The sequence below is a fragment of the Psychrobacillus sp. FJAT-21963 genome (assembly GCF_001420585.1).
Lineage (GTDB): Bacteria > Bacillota > Bacilli > Bacillales_A > Planococcaceae > Psychrobacillus.
The window spans coordinates 1092362-1104197 of record NZ_LJIY01000001.1; the positions used below are offsets into that span (position 1 = coordinate 1092362).

Consider the following 11836-nt stretch of genomic DNA (forward strand, 5'->3'; position numbering starts at 1 on the left):
ATAATTTTATGGCAAACATAAAAAATTAATCCACAAGTTACCTTACACCGATCTATTAACATTTTTTATGTGTATATACATATTTCACAGGCTAATACTATATTAATTCAGTAAATGCTTCTCTTATTTTTATTCATATTTCAGCTGTATAATTATTAACTAATAAAAAGAGGCAATCAACTTGAAAAATAATCAATTAATAGAGATTATAAAAAGCAACTTGCATAGGTCTTAGGAAATTCAGGTAACCACTCCTCCAGGCAAAATAACAAAAAGAGTGCCAGGTTTAATACCTGACACTCTTTTTGAAAGAAGGACAAAATTCTTTATGCCATTGTACAAGCTCATCCGCTTTCATGGGCCTGGCGAAATAATAGCCTTGTATAATCGGTTTTTCACATGTAGTAGTTAAGAATTTTACTTGTTCCTCTGTTTCGACTCCTTCGAATATGATTGCCAGATTTAACGAATGCCCTAAATCGATTATTGCTTGCATTATGGACGAGTCTTTTTTCGATTCTGGTATACCATCTATAAAGGATTTATCGATTTTCAATGTGGAAATAGGCATTTTTTTTAAATAAGACAAGGAAGATACACCAGTACCGAAATCGTCTAATGCTACAGAGAATCCTTCCTTGCGGAAAGTGCTTACTGCTTGTATAGCGTTCTCTATATTTTCCACAAAGCTAGTTTCAGTAATTTCCAATTCTATTTCATGTGGCTCTACCCTATATTTACGTAAAGTGCTTTTTAGTACATCCAATAATAGTGGGGAAGTCACATACTGCCCAGGAATATTGATTGCTACTTGCTTAAATGTAATTCCATCTCTTTTCCAATCTGCTATTTGCTGACAAACTCGTTCAATTATCCAATCTGTCACATGAACAATTCGATTATTTCTTTCTAAAATGGGAATAAAAATCGCTGGGGATAAAAAACCATGAGTCGGATGGTTCCAACGAAGTAAGGTTTCCACCCCAACAACAGCATTGGTAATTCCATTAACCTTTGGCTGGTATACAATAAATAACTCTTCATTTTTTATCGCCTGTATTACATCTTCCTCAATTTCTAATTCAAACACATAGGTATGTATAGCTGAATCATAATGAATGATCTCATAGTTAAATTCAATAGATGGAAAATTTAAGACAGCAAGAGCATTTGTGTACATATTAATCGTTTCATCTAGGTCATATGCTTTAGAAATAGCACATACTGCTGGAAGATAAATTTCATATCCTTCTATTACAAATGGTTTTTGTAAACTTTCTGCTACCTTTTCCATTATTCTATGTAGGTGGTTTACCCCATCTAAATGATTGGAATGAAATGCAAAGCGATGACCATCAAGTCGGTAAAGTACTATCCCAGGTGTTTCAAACGTTTTTAGTAGTATTGACAATTGATTAATTACCTTGTCACCAAATTGATAATCCCGTTCTCTATTTACATGTTCAAAATTATGCATATGCCAAATAGCTAAGCACTGCGGGACATCGGTTTTTTTAATCTTTTTCTCGAAAAAGCGTCTATTAGGCAACTTAGTTAATGCATCAAAATAGTTAGAACGATGTCTAACAGCACTGTTAAACAAGTTATAGATTAGAATAGGAACAATAAGCATTGTTATTATTAGACCTATAACTGTTATATTCCATTTTATTGTTATGAATGCTGGATATTGATTAGAGAAGTAAAATAGTTCTAAAAAATTATCATAATAAAGCACTTTAGTCCCTACCTTTAGAGGTGAAATGTACTAAAAGTATAACATATCAGCAAGGCAAAATAATCCAAAATTAAAAGGACTTTCATATCATTTATGAAAGCTCTCTCAATCAATTTCCAGTACTTTTGATAAAAAAGCACTTTATTTTTACCATTTTATTAATATTTTTATTAAATGACTATACTCGAATTTTTTAATCCAATCGTTATCTATAAGGAATTTTTGATACTTTAATCGGAACAGAAGAATAGCCACTGTTTTTCAAAAAATATTTAACGCTTCTTGCAGTAAATTCATTTGTTCCAGATGGTCCGATTATTAGTTGGTTTATAGGTAGTTTATTATTGTTCTCTTTTGCTTTATTGTGCATCTTCATTTCTATATAAGGCAATATAATATTATCTCTTGCACGGAAGTTTAAATCATGTTGATAATGCATACTTTTGGAGTTTGTCACAATAATACGCCATTCCTTTTCCTCAGAAAAAGTGGAATGCTTAAATAGTGGCAAAAAGTACCCGATCGTTCTCGCTACCTCTTTAGGTGCATAGTCCGGTTGCATACCACTCAGCTCCACACTTATTAAGGCTACATCTATAATACGTCTAATAATTCGTTCTTGTACTTTTTGATCATAAATTACTTTGCGGGGAAAGAAACTTTGTTCACTTAATTGAAAAGAGTCATCGAATAAAGAGGTGAAGTCAAAACCAATAGATATCCCGTATTGGCTTCTACTATAACCTCTCCATTGACTTAGTAAGTCGCCACTCTCGCTAAAAGAAACAACAAAAATATCAGTATCCTGTTCCTCTAAAATTGCAAAAACCTCTTCTAAATAACTTCTTCTAGGATTGTCCAACGGGAGTTCATTGATCAGTTTTTTTACTATACTTTCACAAACCTCTAATCCATGACTATACTCTTTTGAATCATTCATAAACTTAATATGGGATGCCCAAAAAATTTTGTTACTAATAATTCCAAGTGCTCCATCAAGATTCGTATAATGATATAAAGCCTTAATATTTTTAGTGAAATATTTTTTAAACTCGTTACTTATAAAAGGGACAAGTGACTTGAAATCCATTTTTTCCATACTTAGCTTATTCATGCGATTATCTAAGCTCCTGTCTAATGGGATAACCTTATTTTAAAGGTAATCATCCTTGATTACTAAAAAAAGGCACAGAAACAAACTGTTCCTATGCCTTCATTATATTCTACTCTTCTTCTACATTATCACTGATCAAGCTTGCCAATACGTGTACTCGTAAAATGATTCCTTTAATTGTCTTGTCCTCATCTGTTACTACAAGCGGATATTTAGACTCGAGCACTAGCGGAATAATATCTTGTACGTATTCATGAGGTCGTACCGTTTTGACATCTGTTGACATTACTTCTTGCAATGTCTTCTTCTGTTTTATCCCATCTATCGCTTGATCAATTGTAACAATACCCTGCAATTGACGTTTACGATCGGCAACAAACGCACTAGAAATACCATTTTCATTCATAACTTTCGCCGCTACTTGTAAACCATCTTTTAATGACACTAGTCCAAATGGTTTCATCATGATATTCTCGGCCTGTAATATTTTCGAGCGGTCAATGTCTCGAATAAACTCAGAAATATAGTTGCTAGCAGGCTTGTCTAATATTTCTTCCGGAGTTCCTATTTGTTCTACTTTTCCATCTTTCATTACAGCAACTCGATCACCAATTTTAAATGCTTCATTTACATCATGTGTGATGAAAATGATCGTTTTTTGAAGTCTATTTTGAATATCTAGTAACTCAAGCTGCATTTCTCGTCGAATCAGTGGGTCAAGTGCACTGAAAGGCTCATCCATCAGTAGAATGTCTGGATCGTTAGCAAGTGCACGGGCTATACCTACCCGTTGTCTCATACCTCCAGATAGTTCGTCTGGGTATTTATTTTCATATCCTTTTAACCCAACTGTTTCTAAATGTTTTTGAGCAATTTGTAGTCTTTCTGTTTTTGACATCCCTCTTATTTCAAGACCATATTCGATATTTTCCAACACTGTTCGATGGCTAAACAAGCCAAAGTGCTGAAATACCATCGCTATTTTTTTCTGACGATAATATCTTAATTGGTTTTTGTTGTATTCCACAACATTTTCTCCATCAACATATATCGCTCCTGAAGTTGGACGATTCAATAGGTTTAGACATCTGATTAAAGTAGATTTTCCACTTCCTGACAGCCCCATAATAACAAATGTTTCTCCTTCCATAATTTCCATGGAAGCATTGTAAACACCAACTGTATGTCCTGTCTTTGCAAGAATTTCTTCTTTAGAAACACCATTTTTAACCATTTGTATTGCCTTTTTAGGTCGAGGACCGAAGATTTTTGATACGTTCTCAATTTTTAATTTTATTGTCATGCTGCTTCCCTCCTATGTTTCTGAAGGCGCTTAGCAATTCCACCTGTGATACGGTCAATAATAATAGCTAAGAAAACTATACTGATCCCAGCTTCAAAACCTAACGCAATATCAATTCGGTTAATCGCATATAAAACTCTTTCTCCAAGTCCCTGTGCACCAACCATAGACCCTACAACAGCCATAGCAAGCGCCATCATGGTAGTTTGGTTAACTCCAGCCATTATAGTTGGCAAAGCCTGTGGTAATTCTACTTTCATTAACATTTGCATTCTAGATGATCCAAAAGATTGTGCAGATTCCACTACTTCTTGGTCAACATTTCGAAGTCCTAGTTCCGTTAAACGGATGACAGGGGGTAATGCGTAGATAATCGTTGCAATTACTGCAGGTACATTTCCTAGTGGAAAGAAGAAAATGACAGGAATCAAATAAACAAAACTCGGCATTGTTTGCATGGCATCTAATATCGGACGCATGATGGTTGACATTGCCTTGCTAAATGCCATTCCAATTCCAAGTGGTATACCGATGACCAGTGAAAGTATTACGGAAATTAACACAATTGCAACCGTAGTCATAGTTTCTGGCCACAAATCAAAGGTTCCAATTAAAAAAATAAAAATCGAAAATAGGATTCCACCGTACAAAGAAGTAAAATACCAACCTAAGAAGAAAACAATTAATATAAAGATCCACCAAGGTATGGCAAGAAGTCCTCCCTCAAGTCCCTTAATCATGGACGAGGAAATTACAAATATAAAATCAAAAAACGCTTCGAAATTATTCGCTAAAAAATCGATAAATTTCTCTACACCATCTCCTATAGGTATACGTATATCGGGAAATTCAGTCATACTAAGGAGGCTGTTTTATGAGACAGCCTCTTTCACCTCACTCGTTAGATTTTTTACAACATGAATCATTCTGCTAAAGCTGCTTTCACTTTTTCTGCCACTTCTTCTGACACCCAAGCAGTCCAAACGTCTTCATGTTCTTTCATCCACCAATGTGCGGCTTCTTCAGGCTCTGCCTCATTTTCATTCATATATTTGAGAGCTTCTTCCGTTAATGCATTACTAGTTGAGTATTTACTTAAGAAATCAACCACATCTTTTGCTTGTGTAGGTAAATCTTCATGAACTGCAATTACAACATCATTTGGTGGAAATTCAGTTCCTTTCGATTCATCCCATACTGCTTCGTCATATGCATTATCTTCAAGTAGCGTTAAATCGTAACTTGCTGTAACCCATGTTGGTGACCAATAATAACCTACCCAAGGTTCGCCTTTTTTGTATGCACCAGCTAAGCTCGCAACAATAGCTGAATCAGATCCAGGTGCTAAGTAGTTATATTGCTCGTCAAGTCCATATGTTTCAAGTTTCGTCTCCAAGTGTTCACTTACAACCCAACTAGATGGTGCACCGACAATACGGCCTTTGCTACTATCTTCAGGATCTTGGAAAAGCTCTGGATACTTCGCTAAGTCTTCAACAGTTTTTAAATCCGGAGCCACTGGTTCTATACCTCTTTCAGGATCTCCTTCAATAACGTAAGTTGGAACATATAATCCTTGTGAATTATCATTGAAGTTCGTTGCTACTTTTTTAATGTTTCCACTATCAATTGCTTTATCATAGATTTCTTTAATATTATCCGTCCATACTTCCATATTGACATTTATATCACCTTTTTCAAGTGACTGCATAGTAGCTGCAGTTGTACCACTTGTAACCTCGGTTTCATAGCCGTAACCTTCTTCAATTATTAACTGTGCAATGCTATTGTGAACGCGGATACTATCCCAACCTGCATCTGCAAATTTAATAACATCAATACTATCTTTACTTGTCTCACTACTACATGCACCAAGAATTAAAATTGTGCACAACGAAAAAAACACCAACATTTTTCTCATATAAAATTTCCCCTTTTCTCTATATTTTAACTAGACGCACGGTCCTTGCCTCCTTCTAATACCCGTTTAGGTAATTTTTAATCATCTTTATACCAAAATAATTATGCATCCATAATTTCCAAAAAATTGGTACGCCTAATTTATAAGTGTTAATACTACTAAACTTATATACCCTTCGCAAATAAAACAAGAAAAAAAGCACTCCAAAATTATTCAATTTAGAATAATCAGTTACATATTTGAGTGAAAATAGNTTATATAATTTTAAGATTTGTGTGATAGGCTTCAATTAAGTTAAGGGGTGAAAAATATGTCTATTAAAATGAGATTTTTGTTATCTTATGTTGGAGTGATACTTATTTCTATCACCTTACTGTTAGTAGCTGGATTTCTAATTATTTTTACGATTACTGGGGATATTAGATCTATCGAGCATTTTTATAAAAAAACATATGTTCAAAAACCTTTGACGACGGTCGAAGAAAGTGCGTTTCTAGATTTAAAGCTACTAGCTAAAAATAATCCTACCCTGCTACTTTACGAAGAACAGTTGAAGAAAATCGAACAAGAGGATATCGAACTTGTCGTTAGAAAAGGTAACAGTATTGAGTATGCTTCCCCCACACTTGATGATGAGAATATATTGATTAAATCTCTTCCTGGATTTGAGGAAACGAATATAAATAGTCGTGATTCGATAAAAATCGATCACTCATTTTACACTTATGTGAAGTTTGACTTTTATTTTCCTGATAATAGCAAAGGAAGCATTTTTGTCTTAAGACAGGCCAGTTCCTATGCTGAATTGGCTCGAGAGTTGTTTCCAATCCTATTTGGTCTACTACTTTTTCTATTTATTATGATTATTGGGATTTTAAACTATTTTGTTTCACGAAGTATCATTCACCCTCTTTCTAATCTTAAAAATGGAGCCAACCGAATAAAATCAGGAGATTTAAACTTTGAAATCCAAACGACTCCCAATGATGAAATTGGTCAATTAAATAAATCGTTTGAAGAAATGAGAATAAAATTAAAAGAATCGGTTAATCTCCAGCTGCAATATGAAGAGAACCGCAAAGAGCTTCTTTCAAATATTTCTCATGATTTAAAGACACCTATTACTTCTATAATTGGATATGTAGAAGGAATAAAAGATGGTGTAGCTAATTCTCCAGAGAAAATGGATAAATATTTATCCATTATCCACTTAAAAGCTAGAGACATGGATTCTTTGATAGATGAGCTATTCTTATTCTCCAAGTTAGATTTGAAAAAGGAACCATTTTCTTATGAAACAATCGAACTAACGGAATATATGAGAGATTATGTTGATGAACTTCAACTGGAATTAATCCAAGAAGGAATTCAGATTTACGTTGAGCTAATGCACAAGCCAATGTATGTTACTGCAGATAGGGAGAAGTTAAAAAGAGTGTTGGTCAACTTAATCAACAATAGTGTGAAGTATATGGATAAAGATCAAAAGAATATAACCATTTCCCTTTATGAAGGAGAAAATGACATTACTGTAAAAATAGCTGATAATGGCCAAGGTATAGAACCGTCTGCTCTTCCCTATGTATTTAATCGTTTTTACCGAGCAGAGCAATCTAGAAATACACGTTTAGGCGGTAGTGGTTTAGGTCTAGCGATTTCAAAACAAATTATTGAAGAGCATGGAGGAAATATCTGGGCAACTAGTGAATTCGGAAAAGGTACGAATGTTTTCTTTTCCTTAAAGAAAGGGAGATAATATGAAAAATATTTTACTTATTGAAGATGAAGTGAGTATTGCCGAATTACAAAGAGACTATTTAGAAATAAATGATTTCAATGTAGACATTGAACATACTGGGAATGTAGGTCTTCAACGCGCCCTTAAAGGTAACTATGATTTGATAATTCTAGATATCATGCTTCCAGGGATAAATGGTTTTGATATTTGCAAGCAAATACGTGCAGTCAAGAATATCCCGATATTGCTTGTTTCCGCTAAAAAGGAAGATATCGATAAAATTCGAGGACTCGGTTTAGGAGCTGACGATTATATAACAAAACCCTTTAGCCCTAGTGAATTGGTCGCTAGAGTTAAAGCGCATTTAGCACGTTATGAACGCTTATCCGGGAGCCCAACCAAATCAAATACGATATTCATACATGGTATCTCTATCGATAAATCCTCACGAAAAGTTAATATTAATGGAGAAGATTTACCGTTTACTACAAAAGAATTTGATCTTTTAGTGTTTCTTATGATGCACCCGAACCAAGTATTGAACAAAGAGCAACTATATGAGAATATATGGGGTTTTGATTCGGCAGCAGATGTTTCTACTGTGACTGTCCATATAGGTAAACTTCGTAGCAAAATCGAAAGAGATCCTGCACACCCAAAATTATTGGAAACCGTTTGGGGGGCAGGATATCGCTTTAACGTTTAAGCGTTACTACCGTTACTTAGGTTTTAGTAACGGTTTTTTTAATTGTATTAAGAAATGTTATGAATAAGTTTATCTTTTTTTAAGAAATTATTTAGATGGATTTTAAAATCGTAGGTTAGGATGATTTTAGGCAGAAGTCTATAAAATATTTTTAAGGAGGAAAACTAAATGAGAAGTCCAACCAAGAGGATAAGTAAGATATGGTTGGCGGTAATAACAGGGTTGGTTCTCACACTTCAAGGATGTGTATCAAATATAGGGGAAAGATCCATCAAACAAGATAGGGGAAGTGAAATCGTGGGAGAAGAAATGGAGAAAGAATTATTTCAAGCAGCTGACCGTGGAGAGATTGATAAAATTAGAAGTATTTTGAAGGATGGCGTTAATATTAATGTCCAGGATGCAAACGGACGAACTAGTATTATGATTGCAACTTATAACAACGATGTGAAGACTGCGAAGTTTCTAATTGACGCGGGTGCAGATGTCAACATTCAAGATGACATGAAAAACAATCCTTTCCTATACGCTGGCGCAGAAGGATATCTTGAAATTCTGAAGCTGACGATTGATTCTGGAGCTGATCCAAGCATTACTAATCGATATGGAGGCACTGCTTTGATTCCAGCTTCCGAACATGGATACGTAGATGTAATCGAAGAACTTTTAACACGTACTAATATTGATGTGAATCATATTAATAATCTAGGTTGGACCGCTTTATTAGAAGCAATCATTTTGAATAACGGAAATGAAACCCAACAGAAAATAATTCAATTGCTCATAGATCATGGAGCTGACGTGAACATCCCAGATAATAATCAGGTAACACCATTACAGCATGCTCGTGAAAAAGAGTTTAAAGAATTGGAACAAATTTTGTTAAAAGCAGGAGCATTATAAATTAGTTACTTAGGAGATGACAAGATGAAATCAACAAAAATATTAACACCTATACTTCTTGGATTAACGCTTGCAATAACTGGGTGTAATAATGAAGCACAAACTAAGCAAAGCGATCAAAAGCAAGAGCAACCTCAAAAGGAAACACAAAACGTCACACAAGCACAGATTACAGAATTACAACCATTAAATGCAATGACATTACAAATTACCTTCTCTCAGCCACTGTCAGAGGATGATGTTAATCCAGAAAACTTGGATACAATTAAACAAAATTTTAAATTTGATCATGATATGAGTATCGTGAATGTTCCTAGGCTAAAAATCGGGGCGGAAAGTACATATATCGTTCCTGTTACCATTCACAAACCAGGTACAACATATACATTAAGCTTTAAAGGCGGTGAAAAACAATCCTTTGAGGCAAGTGAAGAGAAAATTAATATAAGTAAAACCATGCAAGTGTCAAATGACACCATTGAAATAGAATCTTTTAAAGAAGATGGTGTAACAGATTATGCTAATATTATTGAAGCATATCGAGCTGGTAGAGGGGATCTTTCTTTTCAAGTAGATGATGAAAACAAAGATGAAAATGGAAATCAGTATGAAGTGATTTCTTCCTTAAGAGATCGTACAGTGACAATAACATCAGATAATGGAGAAAAAATAACAGCGAAATATATTCCTTTCACGCAAGCAGCTGATGGTAGACAAGCACCCAAATTCCGTCTGCCAGAAGGGCAATCGTTAACGCCAGGTACAGAATATACGGTTACATCTGATTGGGGAGAAATCAAAAATCCAACCTTTATAGGAGAAGAATTTGCACCACTCACGATCCAATCAGCAGAAGCAATCGATGAAAAATCATTCGAACTAACATTAGATAAAGACCCAAGTATCGAGCTATTTGCTGGTCGCAGCGTCCAATTGCAAGGGGAGGATGGCAGCATTGTACAAGCACAATATCGCTTCTCTTCTCGTCAAGGGGCAGTCGGAATCTTCGATATTACTGATAACACATTAAAGTCAGGAGTAAAATACACAGTTGCACCGTTGAACAACTGGGCTACAGCCAATGATATAACTTTAATAGCCAAGTAAAACGAAATACCAGATCAAAAGCAATTAACATCGCTCTGATCTGGTATTTTTTATATAACTTTATTCTTTGGCTCTTTATTCTCCAAAACAGCTGCAATATCATCTGCATTCATTTGCATCATCGCCATTCTTGTTCGAATACTCGCACTTCCAATATGCGGTAATACTGTCACGTTCGGCAACGTTAGTAAAGGATGATCTAGTGGCACCGGCTCTACTTCAAATACATCAAGGCCAGCTGCCCAAATTTTATTAGTTGTTAAAGCTTCATACAATGCTTTTTCATCGATAATGCCTCCGCGAGCCACATTAATAATTGCTGCAGTTTCCTTCATAAGATTTAGTTCACGTTCACCAATCAACCCTTTTGTTTCAGCAGTTAATGGCGTTAATAAAACGATAAAATCCGATTCTTGTAATAATGTATCGAGCTCTACATAAGTGAACCCGAATTGTTCTTCCGCTTCGATTTTACGAGAGCGATTGTGATAGAGAACTTTCATATCAAACCCTTTCGCTCGTCTCGCTACTGCCTCCCCAATACGTCCCATTCCAATAATTCCAAGTGTTGCACCAAATACATCCATTCCTGTTAACTGCATTGGTGACCATGATATCCACTTACCTGCTCGAAGATCCCGTTCTGCTTCTGTCACGCGTCGTGCAGTAGCTAGAAGTAAAGAAAACGCAAGATCTGCTGTAGTTTCAGTTAATACACCCGGTGTATTGGTCACAATTATTCCACGCTCTTTCGCTGCCTCAACGTCAATATTGTTATATCCTACCGCTAAATTACTGATTACTTTTAGGTTTGGCAAACTTTCAATTAATGCACGATCTACCTTATCGGAAAGTACTGTCCAAAGTGCATGTGTATCTTTCGCTTGTGATTTTATTTCATCATAGGTCATCGAAATCTCATCACTGTGCCACATCGTCACGTCAAATTTTTCTCTTAATGGGTTTACTACTTCGTCTGGTAGTTTTCGTGTTATAAATATTTTATCCAAATTAGCACCCTCCAACTATTTCTGATGGTTCAAGCATGGACGAAAGAAGGAAATTTTGCAACTACATTTACATTGATAGTTTCATAGGGTATACTGGGGGCACATAAAAAAAACAGATTGTTTTGAACAAAAATCTGTATAACTACATACCGTTTTCTGCACTGGGGGTGCCCACTATGGCTGAGATGCGAGCTTTTTGCTCCGATCCCTTATAACTCGATCAGGATAATACCTGCGTGAGGAAGTGCGGTGACTTTCCGACTTTTTTCATATTGGATAAGTGGCTGCATCTTCAC

General features: G+C 35.2%; 10 protein-coding genes and 1 riboswitch. Of the genes, 4 read left to right on the forward strand and 6 right to left on the reverse strand.

Annotated features, from left to right (window positions below; genetic code table 11):
* Positions 1-286 precede the first annotated feature (286 nt).
* From AN959_RS05260 to AN959_RS05280, 5 genes are all read right to left on the reverse strand, one after another.
* Positions 287-1738, reverse strand: a complete 1452-nt coding sequence (locus AN959_RS05260) for a bifunctional diguanylate cyclase/phosphodiesterase (RefSeq protein ID WP_056828866.1) — start codon at positions 1736-1738, stop codon at positions 287-289.
* Positions 1739-1943: 205 nt separating this feature from the next.
* Positions 1944-2852: a DUF2971 domain-containing protein gene (locus AN959_RS05265; protein WP_053590936.1), complete on the reverse strand. Its 909-nt coding sequence runs from the start codon at positions 2850-2852 to the stop codon at positions 1944-1946.
* Positions 2853-2961: 109 nt separating this feature from the next.
* Positions 2962-4155, reverse strand: coding sequence for a glycine betaine/L-proline ABC transporter ATP-binding protein (locus tag AN959_RS05270; RefSeq protein WP_056828868.1), 1194 nt, complete (start codon positions 4153-4155; stop codon positions 2962-2964).
* Entirely contained in the window at positions 4152-5012 is an 861-nt protein-coding gene (locus AN959_RS05275; protein WP_053590938.1) for a proline/glycine betaine ABC transporter permease, read from the reverse strand. The genes AN959_RS05270 and AN959_RS05275 overlap by 4 nt, the downstream gene beginning before the upstream one ends.
* Before the next feature lie 65 nt (positions 5013-5077).
* Complete coding sequence (locus AN959_RS05280; protein ID WP_056828870.1) at positions 5078-6076, reverse strand: ABC transporter substrate-binding protein; 999 nt, start codon at positions 6074-6076, stop codon at positions 5078-5080.
* Positions 6077-6386: 310 nt separating this feature from the next.
* On the opposite strand from AN959_RS05280, the gene AN959_RS05285 reads away from it, so the two are divergent.
* From AN959_RS05285 to AN959_RS05300, 4 genes are all read left to right on the forward strand, one after another.
* Positions 6387-7832, forward strand: a complete 1446-nt coding sequence (locus AN959_RS05285) for a cell wall metabolism sensor histidine kinase WalK (RefSeq protein WP_056828872.1) — start codon at positions 6387-6389, stop codon at positions 7830-7832.
* Between the two features lies 1 nt (position 7833).
* Positions 7834-8520 carry a response regulator transcription factor gene (locus AN959_RS05290; RefSeq protein ID WP_053590941.1) on the forward strand — a complete coding sequence of 229 codons (687 nt, stop codon included), beginning with the start codon at positions 7834-7836 and terminating at the stop codon, positions 8518-8520.
* Between the two features lie 309 nt (positions 8521-8829).
* A complete protein-coding gene (locus AN959_RS05295; protein ID WP_371256502.1) occupies positions 8830-9423 on the forward strand; it encodes an ankyrin repeat domain-containing protein in 594 nt (197 codons plus the stop codon).
* A 24-nt stretch (positions 9424-9447) separates the two neighbouring features.
* On the forward strand, positions 9448-10530 hold the full coding sequence (locus AN959_RS05300) for a hypothetical protein (RefSeq protein ID WP_056828874.1): 1083 nt from the start codon (positions 9448-9450) through the stop codon (positions 10528-10530).
* 50 nt (positions 10531-10580) lie between these two features.
* Here AN959_RS05300 and AN959_RS05305 read toward each other — a convergent pair whose 3' ends face one another.
* Complete coding sequence (locus AN959_RS05305; RefSeq protein ID WP_056828876.1) at positions 10581-11540, reverse strand: D-glycerate dehydrogenase; 960 nt, start codon at positions 11538-11540, stop codon at positions 10581-10583.
* 153 nt (positions 11541-11693) lie between these two features.
* Positions 11694-11800, forward strand: a riboswitch (TPP riboswitch).
* The last annotated feature ends 36 nt before the right edge of the window (positions 11801-11836 follow it).